This window comes from Mangrovibacterium marinum (genome assembly GCF_003046625.1).
In the GTDB taxonomy this organism is placed as follows: Bacteria; Bacteroidota; Bacteroidia; order Bacteroidales; family Prolixibacteraceae; genus Mangrovibacterium; species Mangrovibacterium marinum.
Map to the genome: position 1 here is coordinate 56,352 of NZ_QAAD01000008.1, position 23,514 is coordinate 79,865.

Here is a 23,514-nt window from a genome sequence, read left to right on the forward strand (position 1 = left end):
AATCCCAACGCATTGGACGAGAAGGGGAAAAATATATTTGAGCAATTTGTGATCCGAAAAGACCAGGAAACATTCACGCATCTTTTCGAGCATTATTTTGACCGGCTCTTCCAGTTTGCCATGTCCATGGTGAAATCCGAAATTCTGGCTGAGGAAATTGTGCTGGATATTTTCACCAAACTTTGGGGCAAGAGAGAGGATCTGGCCAGGATTACAAACATTAAAGCTTACCTGTATATTTCCGTTCGAAATAGCGTCATTACGGCTATCCGGGCAAAGAAAAAAGTAGTCTTCGAAATTTTCGACAGTGCCACTGTTGCCGTGGCCGACGGCCATTTGTCGCCAGAAAATGAGCTGATCGAAGAAGAAATGTTCAAGGATTTGAATGAGGCCGTGAAAAGCTTACCTGAAAAATGTAAGATCATTTTCAAACTGATCCGGGAGGATGGATTAAATCGAAACGAAGTGGCCGATATTCTTGGTGTTTCTGTTAAAACGGTTGATAATCAGATTGCCATTGCTGTTCGGAAAATTGCCGATCGACTCAATATAGACCTTCGTAGTCCCGCCAAATCAGTCAGCTTATTAGCCCTTCTCTTGTGTTCAAACTAAATTTTTCAAAATAAAACGATAATCTTTTGGGGATTATCAGCCAGTGCTCAGTCTTATTAGTAAACGAGCATCCTGATATGGAGAAAAAGTTGGCTGAAATTATCGGAAGATACCTGATGCGTGCCGAATCCGCCGAGGAAAGACACGTGTTGGAGCAATGGGAAAACGATTCACCGGAGAATCATTCGTTTGTGAATTTGCTAAAGCAATATTGGGAGCATCCGGAAAAGCCGGAAACGACCGAAAGGATGGAATCGGCGAAAGGCCGGTTGCTCGTTCGTACCAATGAAAATATGGCCGGCAGATCTTCCGGTAAACTACGTTTAATGAATCTGAACTTCGGAAGAATTGCTGCTGTGCTTTTGATTGCTTTGTCGATTGTGGGCGTAACCGCTTATTTTCTTGGTCGGCAAAACGCCCTGTCCGTCCAGGATCAATTTGTAATATCAACCCTTCCGGGACAGAAAAGCAAAGTTAAATTGCCCGATGGCACCAATGTGTGGATTAATTCCGACTCGGAACTTGACTATTCAACAGATCGGAAGAACCGGGTTGTTCACCTCAGGGGCGAAGCTTATTTTGAAGTGGCACATTCCAAAGATCATCCGTTTGTTGTGAAGCTGGGAGGCTGGGACATCCGCGTGTTGGGCACAAAATTTAATGTCTCCAATTACCCGGAGTCGGAGGTGAGGGAAGCATCGCTCCTGGAAGGAAAGATCGCTGTTGAAACTGAAAATCATAAGAACGATATGGAAATTGTGCCCGGAGAAAGGATTAGCTATTATGCTAAAACAAAAGATATCGTCACACAAAAAGCTTCGGTAAAAGACGATATCCTCTGGAAGGACGGGGTGTTAAGCTTCAATAATGATTCATTCCGGGAAATTGTGTTCAGGCTGGAGAAATACTACGGGGTCAGGTTTGAGTATAACCCGAATGATTTCAAGAATATACACTACACGGGACAGATTGACAACTTGAGCCTTCGCAATGTGTTGGAATTTATGAGTTTAACGATGCCTGTAGAATATGAAATTGAGCAAACCAAAGTAATTATAACCAGAAAATAAAGAAGGGTGGTACCCGCGCCAACGAAATACCACCCGAAGTAAATTTGATTTTAGTAACCAAAATCCTAGCTAAATTATGGAAAAAATCGAACTATCAACCGCTTTACTCAGGTCAAGGTGGTTGAAAATCTTTAGAATTATGAAACTAACAACCTGTTTCTTGTTGCTGTGTTTATTGCATGCAAATGCGACTGTTTATTCTCAACAATCGAAAGTAACGCTGAAGCTTCAGAATAATTCTCTGAGTGCAATCTTGGGACAAATAGAAGAGGTGACTGCGTATCGCTTTTTTTATCAAAATGAACAAATCAAAGATGTCAGTCACTCTTCAATTGACGTCGTCAATGAAGATATTGACGATTTGGTTTCCGAATTGTTGGAAGGAACCGAACTGACCTTCAAAATTGTGGATCGGAGCATTGTGATTTTCCCCAAATCGGAAGCCGGTCAGAATGCGAGCGTGCAACAAAATCTGTCCGTTAAAGGAACCGTCTCGGATTCATCCGGTAATCCGCTGCCCGGTGTGACCGTCGTTCTGAAGGGCACAACACAGGGAACAATTACCGATTTTGACGGAAATTATACAATTAATAATGTTCCCGGCGATGCCATATTGGTTTTTTCATTTGTTGGCATGAGTTCGCAGGAAGTTGTTGTTGGCGGAAAGTCGACTGTTGATGTTGTGCTTCAGGATGAGACCATTGGTCTGGAAGAGGTTGTCGCCATTGGATACGGTACCGTCAAAAAGAGTGACCTGACCGGTTCAGTAGGTGTGGTTAAAGCCAATCAGTTGGATCAGCAGACCAATAGCAACCTGGGAACGGCTATCCAAGGTAAAATTGCGGGGGTATCCGTTGAGTCAGCAGGTGGTGCACCGGGGGCCGGAATGAACCTTCAGATTCGTGGCGCCGGATCGCTCAACAATAATAACCCACTGATTCTGGTGGACGATATTGCCGTGAGTTCCATGAACAATATCAACCCGAACGATATCGAGTCAATCCAGGTGCTTAAAGACGCTTCGGCTGCCGCAATTTATGGTTCGCGTGCCGCAAACGGCGTTGTCCTGATAACAACCCAAAGTGGTAAAAAGGGCGCTGTGAAAATTACCGCTTCCGTTGATTTGGGCATGCAGGAAGTTGCCAAAACATTGGATCTGGCAACTACCGATCAGTGGATAAAGATTATTACAGAAGCTGCCACGGCTGCCGGGAACAGTGTCCCGGAGATTGCCCTAAACCCGGAAGAGCCCGGTAAAGGTGTGGATTGGCAGGACGAGGTTTATCGCAATGCCTTGGTTCAGAACTACAGCGTTGGCGCCTCCGGTGGTTCCGAGAACCTGAAATATAATTTCTCGCTTGGGTACCTCGATCAGGAAGGTATTGTTGACCAAACAGATTACAACCGCCTGAATTTACGATTGAAATCAGAGTTCCAAAAAGGGAAAGTGAAAGTGGGTGAAAGTATCCTTTTAACTCAGGAAACGGTGCACGATATGCCCGGTGTGGCCGGTCAGGGCGGAAACGTTGTTGGTGCGACAGTGATGATGATCCCCGGCTTCTCCGTTAAAGATGAAGATGCTTTAGGTGGTTATGGTGGTGCTTCAGGTGCGGTGCTCGATGTTTTTAACCCGGTAGCAGCCCTGAACCTGAAGAGCAGTAAAAGCGATTATTATAAGGCGCTGATTAATCTCTATGGTGAAATCGAGATTATGGATGGTTTGAAGTACCGGTTGAGCGCTGGGGTAACTTTAAACGAACACAAAAACGACAGCCGGGAAGCAGCTTACCAGGTTGGAACGTTCTTCTCGAATACCCAAAATTATGCTTACAGAAGCAGTGCAATGACAAAATACTGGCAAGTTGAGAATACCCTCTCGTATGCCAAGGAGTTTGGAAAACACTCGGTAAATGCCGTTGTTGGTTATACAACATATAAGAATAAGTATGACTCATTCTCGGCTTCCAAAAAAGGGATGGCCGACGGAATCTGGACAATGGATGCCGGTTCTGATTCTCCCACAGCCGGAGGAACAGCCTCTACCAATACCATGTTGTCTTATTTAGGCCGTGTTATTTATTCGTACGACAACCGTTATATCTTCACCGGGACATTCCGACGTGATGGCTCCTCCCGCTTTAGCGACACCAAGAAATGGGGTAATTTCCCCTCGATTTCAGCAGCTTGGAATGTGGCTAACGAGCGTTTCTTTGAAAGTATGAGTCGTACAATTTCGCAAATGAAGGTTCGTGCGAGCTACGGAAAACTGGGAAACCAGGAAATTGGCGACTATCAGTACGTTGGTGCAATTACTTCCGGGGTTAGCTATGCTTCAGGCGATCCCAACAGCCTGTGGGTGGGAAATATTCAAACCGAATATGTGCCGAATAATTTGAAGTGGGAAACGACCTCCACGACCAATGCCGGTTTGGATCTTGGTTTTCTGAACGGAAAAATAAATTATTCATTGGATGTGTTCCAGAAGAAAACAACCGACTTGTTGTTGCGCGTTCCTATTCCATTGTCTGCAGGGGCTAATCAGAACCCGTACAGTAATGCCGGAGAAATTAAGAATAAGGGTTTTGAGATGATGTTGAACTACAACGGCAGTGTTAAAGATTTCAAATTCTCGGTAACAGGTACGTTGTCTCATATCAAGAACGAAGTCATGGAGCTGTCCACCGGCTCGCAAGTGTTGACCGGTAGTGGCGCTACCCACGGCGGATCGGCTGTTACTTACACCAAAGTTGGCTATCCCATCTATTCATTTTTCCTGATTAAAACCGATGGTTTATTTCGGTCGGCAGATGAGATTCAGGCCCATAGTAAGGATGGTGAATTGATTCAGCCCAATGCGCAGGTTGGAGATATTCGTTTTGTCGATGCCAATGAAGATGGTCAAATTGATGGAAACGACCGTGTTTACGCTGGTAGTCCGTTCCCGAAATATGAATACGGCCTGAGACTCGAAGGTGCCTGGAAGTTTCTCGACGCCAGCGTTTACCTGCAGGGAACGCATGGGAACAAAATTTACAATGGTATCCGTACCTATACTGAATCGGCGATTTACACCTGTGAGTATTCTATGGAGTTGTTGAATAGCTACTCATTCAACCCAAATTCAGATATTCCACGCTTAGATCAGAATGATGCAAACGGTAATGGAGTTGATAACAGCGATCGTTTCCTGGAAGATGGCTCTTATTTGCGGATCAAAACGGTTCAAATTGGATTTACCTTGCCCGATAATTGGACAAAACGGATTGCTTTCGAAAATTGCCGGTTCTATATCGGCGCAAATAACCTGGTTACCTGGACCGATTATAAAGGTTATAACCCGGATATTGGTAACAGTTCAATTTCTGCCCGGGGGATCGATTTCAGACAATACCCCTTAAACAGATCTTATCATATCGGATTACAGATGAATTTTTAAGACCATAAATAACCAGATAATATGAAACTAAAATATTTTCCAACGATCATTCTGTTCATCCTTGTTTTGAGCTCGTGCTCAGAATCTTTTCTGGATGAATCGGATCCAAATCAGATTACAACAGCTGAGTTTTGGAAAAGTGCAGATGATATTGAATCTGCTTTAGCCACCGTTTATAATGTCATTACAGATGATTATAACGGGCATTACGGTACCTGTAACTGGCAATTGATGGAGTCGCGCACCGAGAACTTTATTGAACGCAATGACGTCCGTGCGCGCTACGAGATTTCAGTCTTTCAGAATACCTTTAGTAACGATTATGCGGCTAACTTGTATAAAGGCGCTTATGTGGGCATTTTCAGGGCAAATCAAATCCTTCAATATGGGGGGGCAATCGAGGGGATTGATACCAATCTGCATAATAAGCTTTTGGCCGAAGCCCATTTTCTGCGGGGATTGAACTATTTCTTTTTGGTAACCGATTTCGGTGCCGTTCCGATCACGACAGCTGTTGCTGAAAGTTCCAATGATTACTTCAAAGAAAAATCAAGCATGGAGCAGGTTTGGAATCAGACCATCAGGGATTTTAAAGCAGGGGCCGAATATTTGCCGAATATCCGGGAAGCCGCAGAGAAAGGACGTGCTACCCGTGGCGCTGCTTTGGCCTTCCTCGGCCGGTCGTATTTGTACCAGGCCGACTACGACAGCACCATTATCATGCTGGAGCAGATCGTCGATCACGAAGGTGATTTTGGTTACGGACTGCAACCCAACTATGCCGAGTTGTTCGATGGACAACACGAAAATGGAGTCGAAGGGGTGTTTGAAATTCAGTACAGTAATATTGGCGGTACAAGTATTTGGGCTGGCAATGAGGTGGATAAGCCACAAACAACTTTTATTGCACAGGAGTGCGCGCCGGGCGAAGTTGGAGGTTGGTTCGAGATGCAACCCTCGCAAGTGTTGCTCGATTCATTTTTGGTTGAGCCAACAGCCGACGATGAAGTTGATCCCCGAGCTTTGGCGACGATTGCCTGGGACTATCCGGGAAGCATGTACTACCAGCTCGACTTTGGCGCCACCTTTGGCGATGAAATCTGGCTTCGTAAAAACCAAAACTGGTGGGATGCCAACGAGGGGGAATGGAAGTCGGAGTTAAATGAGTACGGTATCCGTTATGCCGATGTATTGCTGATGTTGGCTGAAGCCTACACCATGACCGGACAGGTGGCGAAAGCTGCGCCGCTGGTCCATCGTATCCGAAACCGTGCTTTATTGACTGATAAGCTTTCTGAAATGACGCAATATTCCGAGGATGAAATGATGCAGGAGATCCGTCGTCAGCGAAACCTGGAATTTGCGCGCGAAGGATTGCATTTCTACGATTTACGCCGCTGGGGCTTGTTGGAGTCAACAATTAAAAATGCCAAGCAATTGGGCTATCAAAACTACACGTCGAAATTTGAATACTATCCAATTCCTGAAAACGAATTGAATAACAATCCGAACATGTCTCAGAGTGATCCCTGGAAGTAATCACCAACGGTCAATTGAGTGGGCAGCTTGCAAAAGATGAAAACCAAGTCAGCACACGACCGTTCACGATAAGTAATTATTGAACAGCCGCAGTAGGATTCGTCTTACTGCGGTTTTTTCCGGGCAAAGCGCTTGCAGATCGTGCGACAAGAATCTTTAAGCTTTTTGGTGTCGGTATGCGTTCGGAGTCTGCCCTTTCAGTCTTTTAAATGTCCGGTTAAAGTGCGGAACGTCGTTAAATCCAGTGGTATAGCAAATGTCGGCAATGGGCATGCTTGTTTCCCGCAGCATCATGCACGAACAATCGATGCGGTATTCATTTAAACCGGCAAAAAAGCTTTTCCCTTTCTCGCGTTTGTAAAACGAACAGAACGACGAGCGGTTCATGCCAATATGCTGCGCAACCTCGTTCAGCGAAATAGTTCGTTGGTAATTGGTGATCATAAAACGATAGACTTCCCGGATTTTGGCCTCGCTCTTGTTTTGGCGAACCGCAGATCCAACAACGGCGCTTTGTTTTGATGATGCAATCAGATCCACAATTTTCAGGAAGTACGACAGCTGTTCGAGATCGGTTTTCTGTTGCATTGCCACAAGAATGTGTTGCAGTTGATTTCGGGTTTCACCCTCGAAACAAATCGCATCATGGTTTTTTTTGATTTGGAGAACATCGCGCGCCGCTTCGGGAAACTGACCGCCAAGCCGGTTTAACAGTGCCTCGGGGAATAGGATGGTGATGTTTTCAATTTTTCCCTGATCGTCTTGGTCGTAGTTGTTGAAATACCAGCCGTGCGGAAGATGTGGCGGAATGAGGATGATTTCGCCGCTTTTGAAGGTTGTCATCTGTTCGCCGATTAGCCGGGTACCACTGCCCTTGATAATATACGACAATTCCCAGTCGATACTTTGATGGAAGGTGATTTGCTCGTCCGCCCGGATGTGTACATGATCGTAGATGAATGATTTATCGGGCGAAAATTCGTTGTGGCAGTATTTCGGGTTTTCGGCGTCGATTGGTTTCATGATTCGGTAAATATGCAAATATTCAACAAGAATAGCAGACGAAAAAACAATTAAAGCAAGTTCGCAAGCGCTATTTTTGGGTGTTGAATTTTCGAAATACGAAGGAATAGCTTGAAGCGATGTGAAACAAAGAACAATGGATTGCGATGACAGAAAAAGAAAAAATGTTGGTAGGTCAGCTCTATCAAGCGTCGGATAAGCATCTTGTTGAAGAAAGATTGAAAGCCCGACAAATACTGTTTGAACTCAATCAGTTGAACCCGGCACAGATCGGGGAAAGAGACAGGCTGTTGGCCTTGCTTTTCGGAAAAATAGCGCCACCCATACAGGTGGAGTCCCCATTCCGATGTGATTACGGATATAATATCGAGCTTGGGAAAAACTTCTTTTCAAACTTTAATTGCACAATTCTCGACTGTGCAAAGGTGATTATTGGCGACAATGTTTTATTTGGTCCCAATGTTTCAATTTTTACAGCCGGGCATCCGGTTGATGCCGCCAGACGAAACGATGGCTGGGAGTACGCTCTGCCTGTCACGATCGGAAACAACGTCTGGATCGGCGGAAACGTAGTGATTAATCCGGCTGTGACGATTGGCAACAATGTCGTAATCGGGGCAGGAAGTGTGGTGACCAGGAGCATTCCCGACGATGTTGTGGCCGCTGGAAACCCTTGCCGGGTTTTGCGGTCAGTTGCAGGCGGCGACAGGTAACATGGCCGCAAAAAGCGACCGCCGAAGGATACGGATCTTTGAGCGACCGGCAGTGACGGACCCATTGGGGGAGACTGAATGGAACGAAAACAAATATCAACTCGTTAACTACACAAATAGAAAAAGAGATGCAGCTTTTAAGAGCCTCTGGCGTCGGCTTCACCGATTCCAAAAAACACTATCCCATACTGGATGGTTTGCGCGGTGTTGCCGCCATCATTGTTGTGTTGTTCCACATTCTGGAGACATTTAGCGGCGGCGACCATGCCAAACAAATCATTAACCACGGCTACCTCGCCGTCGATTTCTTTTTTGTGCTCTCCGGTTTTGTAATTGGTTATGCCTACGACGACCGATGGGGAAAAATGACATTAAAGGATTTTTTTAAGCGGCGCCTGATCCGCTTGCACCCCCTGATTATTGTGGGGATGCTCATTGGCGCGGCAGCGTTCTGGTTTCAGGAAAGCGCCGGTTTTCCGCTCATTGCCGAAACCCCGCTTTGGAAAATGGTCCTTGTTATGTGCATTGGTTTTACCTTGGTGCCGGTCGGGCCGTCGCTCGACATTCGGGGATGGGCCGAAATGCACCCGCTGAATGGTCCGGCCTGGTCGCTGTTTTTCGAGTATCTCGGAAACATTCTTTACGCGCTGTTCATTCGCCGGCTTTCAAACACGATCTTGGCCATCCTGGTTGCTATTGCCGGGGCTGCGCTGATTCATTTGGCGGTTACAAGTCCGCATGGCGATGTCATCGGCGGGTGGTCTGTCGAGCCGGAGCAGTTGCGAGTTGGGTTCACCCGCCTGCTTTATCCGTTTCTTGCCGGACTGTTGCTTTCGCGCATTGTGAAGCCGGGGCAAATCAAAAATGCTTTCTCCTGGGCGAGCCTCGTCTTAATCGTTTTTTTAGCAATGCCCCGGGTTGGAACAGCTGAGGCTGTTTGGATGAATGGTCTTTTCGATTCATTGACCATTATTCTGATATTTCCCCTCATCGTTTATCTTGGCGCCAGTGGCGAGCTGCAAACAAAACTGGCTTCTCAGCTAAGTCGTTTCCTGGGTAATATTTCCTATCCGCTGTATATTATTCACTACCCGTTTATTTACCTGTATATGGCCTGGATTGACAGGAATCAAGGGGAGTGGGGGAGCTCAGCTAGAACCTTAATGGTGGCTGCGGCCATTGCAATACTGCTTCTTACAATTGGACTGGCATACATGCTTTTTAAGTTTTATGATGTTCCGGTGCGGAAGTGGTTGTCGCAAAAATTCATGGCGAAGAAACAGGCAGCCTGACATATTTTTGCGTGTAAATTAGCTGATAAAACGTCGGATCGAATGACAGCATAGCAGGTTAGTTGTCGCTCGTTGGTGTCGGTGCCGCTTTGTTTGGCCCGTACAACTTAGCTAAGGGGTGAAGGTCGTTGCGGGTTTCCGGAAAACGGAGCCTGAAAACTGAACCTTTGCCGTTCAATGCAGGTAGAAAACAAGACATACCGGTGGGCTGCTGAAACTGTTGTAAACAAACGAGAGGAAAAAGCTTTGGTGAAAATCGACACATATAAACCCGGACAATTCGCGGAGCTGATAGACCGTATTTGGCTGATGGAGGTTCACAACGAAGATGTTGAACTGCTCGTTCCTCCCAGTCAATATGTGAATCTTGTTATTCCAATCGGCGATTGCTCCTATGAACGTGAGAAATCTGTTGTGAAAGAAATTCAGGTAGAAGGGGGTTCGCTGAAGAGTACCAAATTCCGTTATTCTGCCGGCAGCCGGGTGATGGGCGTGCGCTTTTTCGCCTATGGATTGTACCCGTTTATTCAACTTCAAGGGAACAAAATCCTAAATCAGTCTATCACTTGTCCTGGTGGGGAGGCGAAACGGTTTGACGGAGACCTTTCGTCACCGGAACTTGTCGCGGACTTGAACCGGATGCTGGAAAATTGGTATGTTGAGAAAGCGGAAGAATCAATTGTGCCGATTCGCGATTTTTATCGCCATTACCGTTGGGGCGGCGAGAATGTGCCGATTGAGCAATACTGCCGCGACCGACAGACAAACTATAGCATGCTTCGCCGTCGGTTTGAAACGATTGTGGGAATATCGCCCAAAAAGTTCGAGCGACTGGTCAAGTTTCGAAAGGCGCTTTGTCAATTGATTGACGGTGACGACAAGCTGAGCGCTGTAAGCGCTGATTCCGGTTATTTCGACCAGGCCCATTTTATCCGCGAGTTTAAGCTTTTCCTGAATGCCACCCCCTCGCAATACCAGGCTTTCATTTCCCGTGCAAAAAAAGAAAGCGGGTTGGTTAACTATAATTTTCGATTGTTTTAAGCGCCATTCGTCCTCGGTTCCACGGCTAGTTCGCCGATGGTTTGTAAAGAAGGAAAATCAGATGACAGCGGTCTTTTGTACGCGGATGTCCTTCATCTACCGGAACTGCATCCCTCCGTGATTGTGCAAGCTTGTGGGGCGCCTTTTACCTCTCCAGATGAAAGTGAGCCGATTTTAACGTCGCCCTGCTCCTGCTTTGAGAGAGGGGCCAGGATTGAATCGATCCGTTAGGATTGGTTCAATTCATGGGAGAATCACGGAGGGTATTTCGTAACACCAAGCCGCCGGATCATCAAGTAGTTTCGGCGCTATTTGGGACGACAACCCGACAACTTGTGACAACCCGGATAACAAGATAACCGAAAATCAACGACTTTACCGCTGTTGGAGATTCCTTTGCAGCCAGGCGTTTTTTTAGTTTGAGCTTCTTCTTTTTATATTATTTTTGATGGCTGAATGTTCATTCATTAATTGATAGGTTGAAAAAAAGATGGCACGACCAACAGATGAAACGAAACTGGATGCAATCAAAAAGGCGGCGATACAGCTTGTTGTTGAACAAGGGATTTCGGGAGCTTCGATTGCACAGATTGCCCGCAAAGCGAAGGTTTCCGACGGTTATTTGTATCGTTTTTACAAGGGTAAGCGGGAGTTGCTGGAGGATTTGTTTTTGGAGCGGTCGGGGGGGATTTACGATTTGCTTGAGCAGCAGCTCCGCTTGCATAACACGGTTTCGGGTATCATACGGGCTTTCGTAGTAAAAGTGTTTGCGAGTGCAGCGCAGGAGCCCGAGGCGATTTGTTTTTATCACAAACTATTGAATGATTTCTCCTTCGAGATTCCTGAAAAAATAAAAGAAGCAAACAGTGCGTTGTGCCGGGCGATCCTTGACTTGGGACAGGCCAGCGGTGAGATCAGGGCAGGAGTCAGTCCCGAGCACTTTTTTTCGGTGGTAACTGGCGGAACATTACAGTTTGTGATGATTCGCTTGCGAATGGTGTTTCAACCTAAACCGCTTGATCAGGAAGATGCAGAGCACCAGATAGAAATTATTTTAAAAGCGTTGCAATAAGTTCAAGACAAAATCGATTCAATATGAAACTTTCGGTAATTCTCTTTTTTCAGTTCCTGCTAATCGTCTCCGGCGGGGCGGTTGTTGCTCAGTCGTTATCGTACGGCCAGGCCAGGGACCTGATGATCCGCAACAATAAGAAGTTGCAGTCGCTCGATAAACAGCTGGAATCGGATGAGTACGTCCGAAAACAAGCCGGTGCATTGCGCTTACCTGATTTGAAACTCACGGGAATGGCGGTTCGCTTGGATGAAGACCTGGGCCTGGATTTGAATGAAAAGCGCGATCAACTGTCGCAACTGTTACAGCTGCCGTCGGCCGACGTTTTAGGAAATTGGAATTTTGTGATGCAACAGAAAAGCTTTTGGACGGTCAGCATGAACCTGAATTATCCGCTTTTTACCGGCGGAAAAATAAATGCCGCAGTGAATGCCGCAGATTACAAGAGCCAGATTAAACAAAGCGAGGTGACCAAGGAGCAAAACGGATTGCTAACGGCCCTGACCACCCGTTATTTTCAGTTGCAGTTGGCGAACGAAGCAGTGGTGGTTCGCGGCCAGGCGGTTGATGCGGCCAAGCATCACTGGGAGGATGCCCGGAAGCTCGAAAAAAACGGCATGGCAGCAACCGTTGAGCGGATGCAGGCCGAAGCTGCTTTTGCCGATGCTCAGCGCGAGTTGATGGCCGCCCGGAAAGATGCCGACCTGGCACGGACAGCGCTTCTGGGGGTTCTAGGCGTCGATTCGATTCCCGATGAGCTGACCACGCCTTTGTTTACCAGCCCGCAACTTCAGGTGCTGGCCGATTACGAAGGGCTGGCCGTTCAGTATTATCCCGATATCAACAAGCTTTTTCTGATGCAGGAGTTGTCCGAACAGGGACTGAAAGCCAAAAAAGCAGCCTATGTCCCCGATGTGGCTTTGATGGGCAATTACGAGTTGCTGTCGGGCAATGTGGCCGAAATTGTCCCCAAATGGTTTGCCGGTGTTGGCGTTTCGTTTACCCTGTTCGACGGGATGAGCCGCAAAAATGAGATCCGCGAGTACAGCGCAACGAAACAAAGCATTAGCCTGATGAAAGAACAGGCACAGCAGGATATTCGCGTTCTGGTGCGCAAGCAGTACCAGGCGCTTGAGAAAAATGCCGAGCAGCTTGTGGCACTCGAAAAAGATGTTGCATTTGCTGAAGAACTGTTGCGCATTCGCGAAAAAGCTTTTGTGGAAGGGTTTGGAAAGTCGGTGGATGTGGTCGATGCGAACTTGTATCTCTCGGCGATTCGTTTGAAACGTGTGCAGGCGCTTTATGAATATGATATCACCCTGGCTGCTTTGCTCGAAACCTGCGGACAAAGTGATCAATTCGAAACATACATTCCCCGATAAAAAAAAACGACGATTGACGAAAATGAAAAACGATATGAAAAAGAATCAAAAATCGAATATGCTGATTGCTGCCATTTTGGTTGTGGTGGTGCTTGCCCTGGCCTTTTGGTTTATGTTGAAGCCCAAAGTTTACTATATCCAGGGGCAGGTTGAAGCCAAGCAAGTGCGGGTATCTCCTGAAATTCCCGGGAAAATTCTCGAACTCAAGGTCGAAGAAGGCGATGCCGTAGTTCCGGGGCAGCTGCTGGCGGTGATGAAAACCACCACAATTGATGCCAAGTTACAACAGGCACAGGCCGCCCACGATGCTGCCCTGGCCCAGCTGGAGAAGGCGCAGTCGGGCGCCCGGACCGAACAGATTACGGCGGCCTACAACCTCTGGCAGCAAGCTGAAGCGGCATCGCAACTGGCTGATAAAACCTATGAACGGGTGACGAACCTGTACCAGGAAAACGTATTGCCCGAACAAAAACGCGATGAAGCTTACACCCAAAAGGTAGCCTTGCGTAAGCAGGCCGATGCAGCCAAAGCCAACTACGAAATGGCCAAAAACGGTACCCGGAGTGAGGATAAAAAAGCAGCCGAAGCGCTTGTTCAACAGGCTCGGGGGGCTGTTAGCGAGGTGGAGAGTTATAAAAACGAAGCTCAGGTGCTGGCACCCGTAGCCGGCGAAGTACAGGAAGTAATTCCCGAAGCCGGAGAGTTGGTAAATGCGGGCTATCCTATTGTCAATATTATAGACCTGGATGATGTGTGGGTGATTTTGAACATCCGCGAGGACTTGATGAACAAGCTGCGAAAAGGCGCTCAATTTGAGGCAATAATCCCGGCCCTGGGAAATGAAAAAGTACAGTTGGTGGTCCGGAACATTGCACCCCTGGCCGATTTCGCGACCTGGACAGCCACGCGCGCCCAGGGCGATTTCGATCGTCGCACCTTTCAGATTAAAGCCTATCCGGTCGCCAAAACCAAAGACCTTCGCCCCGGCATGAGCGTGTTGGTTGAACAGTCCATTCTCGAATAAAGTACGAAACGATGAAGAGCGGTTTTACACGGGTATTTTATGCAGAGTGGCGGAAGTTCTTCCGATCACCGCGCCTGATGGTTTGGGTGCTCGCTGTACCTTTACTAATTTTCGTGTTCTTCGGTGCGCTGTTCCATCGGGGGGTGCCACGTAATTTGCCGGTCAATGTGGTCGACTATGACAATTCAGCGCTTTCCCGCCAATTGTTGCGCTTTGTGGATGCCTCGCCCATTATGGCCATTACGCAGCACTGTACCAACGAGGCAGAGGCGCAGGTCGCCCTTCGGCGGGCCGACGTTTTTGCAACGATTCTGATCCCCTCCGATTTCGAAAACAACATTTATCAGGGCAAAAACCCGCAGGCGGTTTGCTATGTGAATAGCCAGTATATTTTGCCTGCCGGTTTAATTCAAAGCGCTTTTCTGTCGACTGCCGGAACTTTTTCGGCCGGGGTAAAGCTCGATAAACGACAAAAGCAAGGACAAACTTACGGACAGGTGATGACCGACATTTCAAGCGTGAAGCTGGATAAACACATTCTTTACAACCCCTACATGAATTATAGTTACTACCTGAACCTGGCCATGTTGCCTATGATGTTCCAGATTGTGGTCATGGTTGTTTCGGCCTATGTGCTTGGTTTGGTCATGAAGCGCCGGAGAGCGGAAAAACTGTATCGCCTCGGCAACCAAAACGTGTGGGCTGTGCTGGCCGGCAAGCTGTTGCCCTATACACTCCTGTTTTTGTTGATGGGCTGGTTCATGAATGTGTTTTTGTTTTACAATATTGGCGTCCCGCGAAAGGGAACAATGGGCTGTATTTTGCTGGTGAGTGCCCTGATGGTGCTGGCCTATCAGGCCATGGCGGTTTTCTTTGTGGCCTTTTCGCGCAACCTTCGCTCGGCCTTAACCTATGGCGGTGGTTTCTCAGCCCTGGCCTTTTCGTTTTCGGGCTATACCTTCCCTTACGAAGGAATACCGAAGTCGATGGTTGTGGCCGGTCAGCTTTTCCCGTACAGCCACTTTCTGAAAGCTTACGTCAATACGGCGATAAAGGGCTTGCCTTTAGGGGCGTCGGGCGTGCAATTACTGGCCTTGCTGGCCTTCGTCGTTGTCGGGATGGCGGCAATCCCCAAATTTTCGAAATTGTTAAAAAATAATGGCTATGAGCCTGAATACTAAAAATAACAACATGACGGTTTTTTCGAAATTTGGCTACGCATTTAAGAATGAGTACCGCTTTATTTTTAAGGACGCGGCGGTCGTATTTTCCATGTTGCTGATTGCGGTGGTCATATCCTTCGTGTACACCTATATCTATTCAAACCAGGTGTTGACAGGCCTCCCTGTGGTGGTGGTCGATCAGGATCAAACAACCGAAAGCCGGATGCTTACCCGGATGCTGGATGCTACCGAGCAGGTTGATGCCTCCTGCGTAGTGGCGAATCTTACCGAGGCCGAGCGTTTGTTCGATCAAGGCCGTGCCCGGGGGATTGTGCTCATTCCACCTTATTTTGGCCGCGATTTAAATCGGCAGGCGCAGCCAGCGGTGTCGGTCTTTGCCGATGCCTCATACATTCTGTATTACAAGCAGGTTTATAAAGCCATGTCGTTGGTAACGGCTTATATGAATGCCGGAATTGAAATTCAAAAACTTAATGCCCGGGGATTGACCGAAGATCAGGCGCTGAAGAACGCTACACCTGTACAGTCGACGGTGGTGGGTTTGTATAATCCCGATTCCGGTTATGCCATCTTTGTAATGCCGGCGGTTTTTCTGGTAATCATCCAAACCACCATGCTCACCGGGATCGGTTTGCTGGGAGGGACTTTTCGCGAACGCAAGCGCTTTGCCAATGCACATACCGCGGTGACCAATATTTTTGATGCGATTGCCATCGTGTTGGGCAAAGCATTGGCTTACACCTCGGTTGGCCTTTTTGTGTTTACGTTGATTGTGGGTCTGGACCTGCCCCTTTTCAATATGCCGCAGCGCGGAAATATTGCGGACTTGTATCTCTATATTTTCCCGTACCTGTTGGCCATTTCGCTGTTGGGGATCACGCTGAATCGTTTTTTCCGTCACCGCGAGGACGCCGCCATGACCATTATCTTTAGCTCAATTCCGGTGTTGCTGCTTTGTGGCGTTTCATGGCCGGTGGGGGAGATTCCGGTGTTTCTGTCGGCCTTGTCGCAGATCATTCCATCGAGTGCGGCAACCAAAGGTTTTGTCGCTCTTAGTCAAGCCGGTAGCCGCCTGGGCGAAGTGAAAGATCTTTGGCTTCATGTTTGGGCCTTGTGTGCTTTATACTTTGTATTGTCGGTTTTTACAATGAAGAGCTTGCTGAAAGAAAATCCCGAAGCCTGATTTTTCGGGCTTCTGATTCCGGTGTCGCAGCCTGAAGCTTGGAGCAGGTTCACTTGCTCATATCCGTATTTGGGTGTCGATTGAAGGTGTTGCTGGTTTCTGCTGCATACGCGCCGGAATGCAGCTGCTTAAGAGTTCAATCAGGGCTTTGGCTGTTCGTTTAAGCCCCGTGGTCCGTAAGTAAGCCGCACTGATCTCCCGGGTGGGCGTGGGCTGTGCAATCGGTTTGACCATATTCTCATATTCGGCGGCGATTTGGCTGGTTGCCAGCTCCGGAATAAAGGTCATCCCACCCTCACTCTCCACAATGCGTTTAAGCGATTCAATGGAGTTGGAGGCATACTGAAACGGAAGCTCGGATTGCCGGATGTCACGGATTTCGCAAACGGTGTTCACCTGGTTTTGAAAGCAGTTGCCCTCGTGGAGGTACCACAATTCATCCATGTTAATTGCTTTCAGTTCAATGGAGTCCTGATCAAACAAAGGATGGTCGGGCGAAAGGTAAACATAGAAGTGTTCGTAGAACAGCGGCACAAATCCGATTTTTGAAGCTTTTACAGGTGTCGAGATCAGCCCCAGGTCCAGTTCATTGTGCGCAAGCTGATCCAGGATTTCATCGGTTTTCAATTCTTCAATATGAATGCCCAGTTTCGGGTAGGTCTTCTTCAGCTTGCCCATAAATAAGGGAACCAGGTAGGGCGAAAGTGTTGGGATAATGCCAACCCTCAGGATTCCTTCAATTTTTTCCTCAATTTCCAGGTTCAGGTTTTCCAGGTGCTCCACCAGCTGAACAATCTCAAGGGCTTTTTCATAAAACAGCTCCCCCTCTTCGGTTAGGGCCAACGGCTTCTTGGTCCGGTCCAGCAACTTATACTCAAATTCGTCCTCCAGTTTTTGGATTTGCAGGCTCAAGGCCGGTTGACTAATGGACAGCACCTTGGCCGATTCGGAGAAATTTCGAACCCGGGCAAGCTCAATGAAATATTTTAACTGGTTGAAATTCATTCTTTATAAGTATTATTAATGGTGATATAAAAATAATAAATAAAGCCTATTGTAGATTTGTATCAACGAAAAAATCAAAAGATTAATAACTTATAAAATTACAAAACGATGAAAACACAAGTAAAAACACAAGCGGTAAACGAAACCATGGTAAACGAGTTGAATCAATTTTTGGCCGATATGCAAATTCATTATCAAAACCTGAGAGCATTTCACTGGAATGTGAAAGGGAACATGTTCTTTGTGCTGCACGCCAAGTTTGAAGAATATTACAACGAAGCAGCCGAGGTGGTTGACGAAGTTGCCGAACGGATATTGATGATTGGCGGGAAGCCATTGCACAGCTTTTCGGATTACCTGTCGGCGGCTTCGATCTCCGAAGTGAAAGATGTTACCGACGGAATTACAGCAGTAAAACACGTGATTGAACAACAGCAGGCTTTGCTCCAACAAATGAATAAAATTCAGGCCAATGCTGCCGACCGTGGCGACGAGGCAACCAACGCCCTGTTTAGCGATTTGATTAGCAATACCGAAAAACGCCTGTGGATGTTGCGCACATTTTTAGCATGATAACAATTCAGGAGCACTGTGATTGGCGGTTATCGAACTTATCGCAGTGCTCTTTCCTTTATACTGAAAATTTTAGGCTGATATTTTTGTTATAATGAACAAATGTGTTAAATTTAATAGCTGAAAATTGAATTCAACAATCATGTAATTTTACGATTATGGCATGTGCAAATGGTATTAAACCAATAAAAAAGAAAAGAAACCCGGAAAATGGAGTTGAAAATTTAAAAATGGAGGAAAAAAAGATGAGTTCGACAATGGTAAGACAAGAAATGCCTCAGTTTGAAATGGATGCTTATGACGCAAAAACAGGACATTTTACAACAGTTTCAAGTGACAACTACAAGGGCAAATGGGCAGTTGTTTGTTTTTATCCTGCTGATTTTACCTTTGTGTGTCCTACGGAGATTGCCGCAATGAATGCTCATTATGACGAGTTTCAGGAACTGGGAGTGGAGATTCTTGCCGTATCTGTCGATTCAAAATTTTCGCATAAAAGATTTGCCGAAACGGAGCCAATCCTGAAAGGCCTGAAACTCATGATGGGGGCAGATACCACGCAGGAGGTCAGTAAGGCTTTCGGAGTATACGTTGAAGATGAAGGCGTGGCACTTCGGGGCCGGTTCCTGTTTAATCCTGACGGCATTTGTGTGGCCCAGGAAGTTCAGGCTGATTCTGTCGGACGCAATGTTAAAGAGTTTCTTCGTCAGATTCATGCGTGGCAACATGCCAGTAAAACGGGTGAAGTTTGTCCTGCCGGTTGGAGACCAGGCAAGAAAACATTACCTGTCAATACCGATGTTGAAAAAATGACAGGTCGTGTAGGTGACTATATTACGATTGAGGAGATATTAGATTAGAATAAGCTGGTGTATTGGACTGTAAAACGAGGCTGTTTCAACTAAAATAGGAAACAGCCTCTTCTTTTTAATGAATAACATCCATGATCGATTCGTCATCGGTAAGCTCGCCATCCGAGATAGTGATGGCCGTTTCAATAACGGCCAGGTGTGAATAGGCTTGCGGAAAGTTGCCAAGCATCCGTTTGGTGTCAAAGTCCAGATCTTCGCTAAATAATCCCAGGTGATTGGAATAGCTCAGCAGGGTTTTGAACTTTTGAATAGCCTCTTTTTTGCGGCCGATTTTATACAGGCTTTTAATCAGCCAGAACGAACAGATGGTGAAGGCCGACTTGGGAGTGCCAAAGTCATCCTTATTTTTATAGCGGAACATCAGACCGTTGTGCTCCAGGTCCTTCTGAATTGCTGTTACCGTGTCGATAAATCGTTGGTCTTTGGCGTCGATAAAGCCATACGACTCCATCAGTAAAACCGATGCATCCAGATCGTCGGTTCCGTAAGCCTGGGTGAATGCTCGTTTGTTTTCCGACCAGGCTTTTTGGTGAATGTCGGTTTTGATTTTGTCGCGTAGTTTGCTCCAGTTTTCAATATAGGCATCGCGTTTCAGCAGTCGGGCGATTTTTACGGCCCGGTCGATGGCAGCCCAGCAGAGCACCTTGCTGAAGGTGAAATGTTTGTTCTCGCTACGGATTTCCCAGATTCCACGATCGGGCTTTTGCCAGTTGTCTTTCACAACCTTTACAATGTTTCGCACAATGGTCCAAAGTTCTTCGCTGTGCTCCAGGCTTGTTGAGTACAGCTCGAAATGTTGATATACTACATCCAGCAGGATTCCGTAAATGTCGTTTTGCTTTTGCCGGTATGCCGCATTGCCAATACGCACGGGGTACGAATTTTCGTAGCCCGAGAGGTGCCCCAGTATTTGCTCGGTGAGTTTTTTCTCCCCTTTGATGCCGTACATGATCTGCATCTTTTCATCTTTCTCGGGTAAAATGTCGATGATAAAATCGAGGTAATGGCGGGCCATTCGGTAATGCCCCAGCGAGGTCATGTTTTTCACCACCATGGAGGCATCACGAATCCAGCAAAAGCGATAATCCCAGTTCCGTTCTTCGCCAATGGTTTCAGGCAGCGAGGTGGTTAGTGCAGCCAGAATTGCTCCGCTTTTGTCGAAGCTCAACATTTTTAAAGTTAGCGCACTGCGGATAATTTCTTCCTGAAAGTGTTTGTAAAAGGTTGTGCGTTCCGACCAGTTCAGCCAGTATACTTTGGTGCGTTCCAGTTTCAGCCTCGAGCGCCGCACATCCTGATGCAGCAGTTTCTGGTTATAGCTGATCAAACAATATCCATCTTCCTTAAGTCGGGTCGGTTTGGAGCCATCGAAAAGATTGAGGTCGAAGCTCGAATACAGATAGAGCGAGTCGTAGGGCCCCTTTGTTGTCGACGATTTTAAATATTCCTCTTTAATGGTGTGTTTGGTTCCGGGAACGCCGTATTCCAGTTTCGGATGATAGTGCAGATAAATCTCCGGGTCGCCGACAATGTGTTTAAAATAGCGTACCAAATCGGGCGGAATGTAGTAGGCTTCATTGCGGTCGATGCGGTAGCGGGGCATGAAATCATGAATTTCGAAGACACCATCCAGGCAGTGAAAACGCGTTACCAAAATGTTGGTTCTGGGAATGTAATGTTGGCTGGTTCGTTCCAGGTATTTGGGCTTCACCGAGAAAAATCCGCCGCGTTCTTTATCCAGTATCGAGGCAAAGACTGACGAGGAGTTAAACTGCGGTAAACAAAGCCATTCAACTGTTCCTTGTTCTGAGACTAGGGCTGCACTTCGGCAGTTTCCCACAATTCCGTAATTTAAATTATCCATAGGCAATTTTTAGTCCTGTTATGAAAATGAGAGCGGGTAGTATTTTGTTAACCCGTCAAATTTGACTATATTCGTGACTCAAGTTCAGCATATTTGCTCAAGCGATTAGGTTTATTTTCATGAACCGCGAGCTTCGGTTTCTCAAATTTAGCTATTCTGCTCCGAAGCTCCTATTTTCTTCGGATTTAATCGAAATGCCACCCGGGCTTACCAACATTTTGCAGGCCGATATGTTGAATGAGAACAGACGACTTTTCATTTTAAAAGAGTTTAAGATTAAAATAAAAAAGGATCTTATGAATAAAATTCACATTGTTTCCAATCGATTACCAATTAGTATTAAACAGGATGACGATCACTTTTCCTTTACGCCAAGCGTCGGAGGACTGGCAACAGGAATGCGGTCGATTTACAAAGATTTTGGAGGACAGTGGATTGGCTGGTCCGGTATTCCGTCCGATGATTTGGAGCCGCAGCAGATTGCTCAAATTGATGAAAAACTCACCGACGAGCGTTGTCAGGCGGTGCATCTCTCGGCCGAGGAAATTAACCTTTATTACGAAGGTTTCAGCAACGATGTTATATGGCCGCTGTTCCACTATTTCACACAACATATTGAGTATAATCCCGACTATTGGGAGGCGTACCAGGCCGTTAACCGGAAGTTTGCCGACAAGGTTGTTGCTGTGGCCAACCCGGGCGATACGATTTGGGTGCACGACTATCAGCTTTTACTTGTTCCGCAAATGATACGCGAAAAATTGCCGGATGTAACCATTGGTTTTTTCCTGCATATTCCGTTCCCCTCATTCGAGGTATTTCGCATTTTGCCCTGGCGTAAGGAATTAATTGAAGGGATGTTGGGTGCCGATTTGCTGGGCTTCCATACCTACGATTACGAGCGGCATTTCTTCAGCTCGGTACGTCGCTTGTTGGGCTACGAGGTTTCTTTCAATCAAATTCATCTGGAAAACCGGATCGTTTTGGGCGATGCCTTCCCGATGGGAATCGACTATGCCAAATTTAAGGGTAAAGCCAGCGAAGTGTTTCGCAAGTCGTTGCCGGAGAAGTCGGAGTTGCATAAGGAGCTGGAGAAGTATTTCCTGATGGCTCCCGACCGAAAGCTCATTCTTTCGATCGACCGGCTCGACTATACCAAGGGAATTCCCAACCGGATACGTGCTTTCGAGTATTTCCTGGAGAAATATCCGGAATACCGAAACCGGGTTACCTTGATTATGCTGGTTGTGCCTTCGCGGGCTGAAGTAGAGCAATACAAGCTTCTGAAAAGCGAAATTGACGAGCTTGTAGGGCGGATTAATGGTCGCTTTGGACGTATCAACTATACGCCAATCTGGTATTTCTACCGCTCGCTGCCTTTCGAAAATCTGATTGAGCTGTACAGCTCCTGCGATGTGGCCTTGGTTACTCCGGTGCGCGATGGCATGAACCTGGTGGCTAAAGAATATATCGCCTCGCGAATTAATCAAACCGGGGTTATGGTGATCAGCGAAATGGCCGGTGTTGCCAAAGAGCTGGGCGAGGCAATCATTATCAACCCCAACAACGAACCCGAAATTGCCGAGGCTCTTCATCAGGCTCTGAACATGCCCCTGGAGGAACAACGCGAGCGTATGGCAACCCTGCAACAGCGCATTAGCCGTTACGATGTGTTTAAATGGGCTTCCGAGTTTGTTGAATCGCTGAAGAAGGTACAGACCTTACAGCAGAATTTCCTGGCTAAAAATATCACGGCCGGTGTGCGCAAAGAACTGGTGAAGCGTTTTAAGGCTGCTCGCAAGAGAGCTATTTTCCTGGATTACGATGGTACCCTGGTGGGCTTTAAAAACGATCCGCAGGCCGCGAAGCCTGATCAGGAGTTGCATGAAATTCTGACAGCTTTGGAAAATGATCCGAAAAACATGGTAACCATCATCAGCGGGCGCGACCGCGATACGCTCGAGAATTGGCTGGGTGATCATCAGGTGAACCTGATTACCGAACATGGCGTGTGGCTTCGCCGGCTTGGGGGCGACTGGGAAATGATCGAAAATTTGAATGCCAACTGGAAGCCGCTTATCCGGCCGCTGCTCGAGTCGTATGTCGACCGTACGCCCGGAACTTTTATCGAAGAAAAAAACTACTCGCTGGTTTGGCATTTCCGTAAGGCCGAACCCGAGCAAGGCGAGCTCCGGGCTAATGAGCTGAAGGATGAGCTGCACACCATGGTGGCCAACCACAACCTCGAGATTATGGAGGGGAATAAAGTTATTGAGGTTAAAGCCGGCGGCATCAATAAAGGCGTGGCTGCCTTGCGCTTTTTGAACAATCAGCAGGTGGACAACATTATCGCCATTGGCGACGACTGGACCGATGAATATATGTTTCGCGAGTTGCCCGAATCGGCTATCACGGTGAAGGTTGGCTTGAAAAATACTGCCGCCGCCTATAAAGTTGAGTCGGTGAAATCAGTGAGAACGCTGTTGAAATCGTTGATTGACTAGCTGTTTTGTCGGCCTGAAAATCAAAAAAGCGGAATCTGTCACAGGCTCCGCTTTTCTGTGAAAGTCATACTCCGCAGAGGTGCTAAGGCGTCATGTCAATAACTGGTTTTGATTAGACGTGGAAC

The 23,514-nt window shown here is 47.0% G+C and carries 18 protein-coding genes; 15 read left to right on the forward strand and 3 right to left on the reverse strand.

Annotated features, from left to right (window positions below):
• The first annotated feature begins 48 nt into the window (after positions 1–48).
• The 4 genes from C8N47_RS09440 to C8N47_RS09455 all read left to right on the forward strand — a co-directional run bounded on the left by C8N47_RS09440 (position 49) and on the right by C8N47_RS09455 (position 6,657).
• Positions 49–612: an RNA polymerase sigma factor gene (locus tag C8N47_RS09440; RefSeq protein WP_170111352.1), complete on the forward strand. Its 564-nt coding sequence runs from the start codon at positions 49–51 to the stop codon at positions 610–612.
• Between the two features lie 77 nt (positions 613–689).
• Positions 690–1,682: a FecR family protein gene (locus C8N47_RS09445; RefSeq protein ID WP_107822305.1), complete on the forward strand. Its 993-nt coding sequence runs from the start codon at positions 690–692 to the stop codon at positions 1,680–1,682.
• 139 nt (positions 1,683–1,821) lie between these two features.
• Positions 1,822–5,118 (forward strand): TonB-dependent receptor, encoded by a 3,297-nt coding sequence (locus tag C8N47_RS09450; protein WP_245915695.1) that lies wholly within the window; start codon positions 1,822–1,824, stop codon positions 5,116–5,118.
• A 21-nt stretch (positions 5,119–5,139) separates the two neighbouring features.
• Positions 5,140–6,657 carry a RagB/SusD family nutrient uptake outer membrane protein gene (locus C8N47_RS09455; RefSeq protein WP_107822307.1) on the forward strand — a complete coding sequence of 506 codons (1,518 nt, stop codon included), beginning with the start codon at positions 5,140–5,142 and terminating at the stop codon, positions 6,655–6,657.
• Between the two features lie 156 nt (positions 6,658–6,813).
• Here the strand turns inward: C8N47_RS09455 and C8N47_RS09460 are convergent, their stop codons facing one another.
• Entirely contained in the window at positions 6,814–7,680 is an 867-nt protein-coding gene (locus tag C8N47_RS09460; RefSeq protein ID WP_107822308.1) for an AraC family transcriptional regulator, read from the reverse strand.
• Positions 7,681–7,826: 146 nt separating this feature from the next.
• Here C8N47_RS09460 and C8N47_RS09465 point away from each other — a divergent pair, with 146 nt between their 5' ends.
• The 8 genes from C8N47_RS09465 to C8N47_RS09500 all read left to right on the forward strand — a co-directional run bounded on the left by C8N47_RS09465 (position 7,827) and on the right by C8N47_RS09500 (position 16,571).
• Entirely contained in the window at positions 7,827–8,393 is a 567-nt protein-coding gene (locus C8N47_RS09465; protein WP_107822309.1) for a sugar O-acetyltransferase, read from the forward strand.
• A 128-nt stretch (positions 8,394–8,521) separates the two neighbouring features.
• A complete protein-coding gene (locus tag C8N47_RS09470; RefSeq protein WP_107822310.1) occupies positions 8,522–9,685 on the forward strand; it encodes an acyltransferase family protein in 1,164 nt (387 codons plus the stop codon).
• Between the two features lie 177 nt (positions 9,686–9,862).
• Positions 9,863–10,726, forward strand: a complete 864-nt coding sequence (locus C8N47_RS09475; RefSeq protein WP_107822311.1) for a helix-turn-helix domain-containing protein — start codon at positions 9,863–9,865, stop codon at positions 10,724–10,726.
• A gap of 490 nt (positions 10,727–11,216) precedes the next feature.
• Positions 11,217–11,798, forward strand: coding sequence for a TetR/AcrR family transcriptional regulator (locus tag C8N47_RS09480; RefSeq protein ID WP_107822312.1), 582 nt, complete (start codon positions 11,217–11,219; stop codon positions 11,796–11,798).
• Between the two features lie 23 nt (positions 11,799–11,821).
• Positions 11,822–13,180 (forward strand): TolC family protein, encoded by a 1,359-nt coding sequence (locus C8N47_RS09485; RefSeq protein ID WP_107822313.1) that lies wholly within the window; start codon positions 11,822–11,824, stop codon positions 13,178–13,180.
• A gap of 34 nt (positions 13,181–13,214) precedes the next feature.
• The gene (locus C8N47_RS09490) at positions 13,215–14,204 is read left to right on the forward strand and encodes an HlyD family secretion protein (RefSeq protein ID WP_107822412.1); all 990 of its coding nucleotides are present in this window, start codon (positions 13,215–13,217) and stop codon (positions 14,202–14,204) included.
• 11 nt (positions 14,205–14,215) lie between these two features.
• On the forward strand, positions 14,216–15,385 hold the full coding sequence (locus C8N47_RS09495) for an ABC transporter permease (protein WP_107822314.1): 1,170 nt from the start codon (positions 14,216–14,218) through the stop codon (positions 15,383–15,385).
• Positions 15,369–16,571, forward strand: a complete 1,203-nt coding sequence (locus C8N47_RS09500; RefSeq protein ID WP_170111353.1) for an ABC transporter permease — start codon at positions 15,369–15,371, stop codon at positions 16,569–16,571. Before C8N47_RS09495 ends, C8N47_RS09500 begins: the two co-directional genes overlap by 17 nt.
• A 57-nt stretch (positions 16,572–16,628) precedes the next feature.
• On the opposite strand, the gene C8N47_RS09505 is transcribed toward C8N47_RS09500, so the two are convergent.
• Complete coding sequence (locus C8N47_RS09505) at positions 16,629–17,576, reverse strand: LysR family transcriptional regulator (RefSeq protein WP_107822316.1); 948 nt, start codon at positions 17,574–17,576, stop codon at positions 16,629–16,631.
• 108 nt (positions 17,577–17,684) lie between these two features.
• On the opposite strand from C8N47_RS09505, the gene C8N47_RS09510 reads away from it, so the two are divergent.
• Positions 17,685–18,149, forward strand: a complete 465-nt coding sequence (locus tag C8N47_RS09510) for a Dps family protein (RefSeq protein ID WP_107822317.1) — start codon at positions 17,685–17,687, stop codon at positions 18,147–18,149.
• Between the two features lie 158 nt (positions 18,150–18,307).
• Positions 18,308–19,009 carry a peroxiredoxin gene (locus C8N47_RS09515; RefSeq protein ID WP_107822318.1) on the forward strand — a complete coding sequence of 234 codons (702 nt, stop codon included), beginning with the start codon at positions 18,308–18,310 and terminating at the stop codon, positions 19,007–19,009.
• A 67-nt stretch (positions 19,010–19,076) separates the two neighbouring features.
• Here C8N47_RS09515 and C8N47_RS09520 read toward each other — a convergent pair whose 3' ends face one another.
• Positions 19,077–20,885 (reverse strand): glycoside hydrolase family 15 protein, encoded by a 1,809-nt coding sequence (locus C8N47_RS09520; protein WP_107822319.1) that lies wholly within the window; start codon positions 20,883–20,885, stop codon positions 19,077–19,079.
• A gap of 296 nt (positions 20,886–21,181) precedes the next feature.
• On the opposite strand from C8N47_RS09520, the gene C8N47_RS09525 reads away from it, so the two are divergent.
• Entirely contained in the window at positions 21,182–23,389 is a 2,208-nt protein-coding gene (locus C8N47_RS09525) for a bifunctional alpha,alpha-trehalose-phosphate synthase (UDP-forming)/trehalose-phosphatase (RefSeq protein WP_107822413.1), read from the forward strand.
• Positions 23,390–23,514: the final 125 nt, after the last annotated feature.

Bases quoted from the DNA above. Each gene is read 5' to 3' on its own strand.
- C8N47_RS09445 (WP_107822305.1), top strand. From the start codon at position 690: ATGGAGAAAAAGTTGGCTGAAATTATCGGAAGATACCTGATGCGTGCC.
- C8N47_RS09450 (WP_245915695.1), top strand. From the start codon at position 1,822: ATGAAACTAACAACCTGTTTCTTGTTGCTGTGTTTATTGCATGCAAAT.
- C8N47_RS09455 (WP_107822307.1), top strand. From the start codon at position 5,140: ATGAAACTAAAATATTTTCCAACGATCATTCTGTTCATCCTTGTTTTG.
- C8N47_RS09460 (WP_107822308.1), bottom strand. From the start codon at position 7,680: ATGAAACCAATCGACGCCGAAAACCCGAAATACTGCCACAACGAATTT.
- C8N47_RS09465 (WP_107822309.1), top strand. From the start codon at position 7,827: ATGACAGAAAAAGAAAAAATGTTGGTAGGTCAGCTCTATCAAGCGTCG.
- C8N47_RS09470 (WP_107822310.1), top strand. From the start codon at position 8,522: ATGCAGCTTTTAAGAGCCTCTGGCGTCGGCTTCACCGATTCCAAAAAA.
- C8N47_RS09475 (WP_107822311.1), top strand. From the start codon at position 9,863: ATGCAGGTAGAAAACAAGACATACCGGTGGGCTGCTGAAACTGTTGTA.
- C8N47_RS09480 (WP_107822312.1), top strand. From the start codon at position 11,217: ATGGCACGACCAACAGATGAAACGAAACTGGATGCAATCAAAAAGGCG.
- C8N47_RS09485 (WP_107822313.1), top strand. From the start codon at position 11,822: ATGAAACTTTCGGTAATTCTCTTTTTTCAGTTCCTGCTAATCGTCTCC.
- C8N47_RS09490 (WP_107822412.1), top strand. From the start codon at position 13,215: ATGAAAAAGAATCAAAAATCGAATATGCTGATTGCTGCCATTTTGGTT.
- C8N47_RS09495 (WP_107822314.1), top strand. From the start codon at position 14,216: ATGAAGAGCGGTTTTACACGGGTATTTTATGCAGAGTGGCGGAAGTTC.
- C8N47_RS09500 (WP_170111353.1), top strand. From the start codon at position 15,369: ATGAGCCTGAATACTAAAAATAACAACATGACGGTTTTTTCGAAATTT.
- C8N47_RS09505 (WP_107822316.1), bottom strand. From the start codon at position 17,576: ATGAATTTCAACCAGTTAAAATATTTCATTGAGCTTGCCCGGGTTCGA.
- C8N47_RS09510 (WP_107822317.1), top strand. From the start codon at position 17,685: ATGAAAACACAAGTAAAAACACAAGCGGTAAACGAAACCATGGTAAAC.
- C8N47_RS09515 (WP_107822318.1), top strand. From the start codon at position 18,308: ATGGCATGTGCAAATGGTATTAAACCAATAAAAAAGAAAAGAAACCCG.
- C8N47_RS09520 (WP_107822319.1), bottom strand. From the start codon at position 20,885: ATGGATAATTTAAATTACGGAATTGTGGGAAACTGCCGAAGTGCAGCC.
- C8N47_RS09525 (WP_107822413.1), top strand. From the start codon at position 21,182: ATGAATAAAATTCACATTGTTTCCAATCGATTACCAATTAGTATTAAA.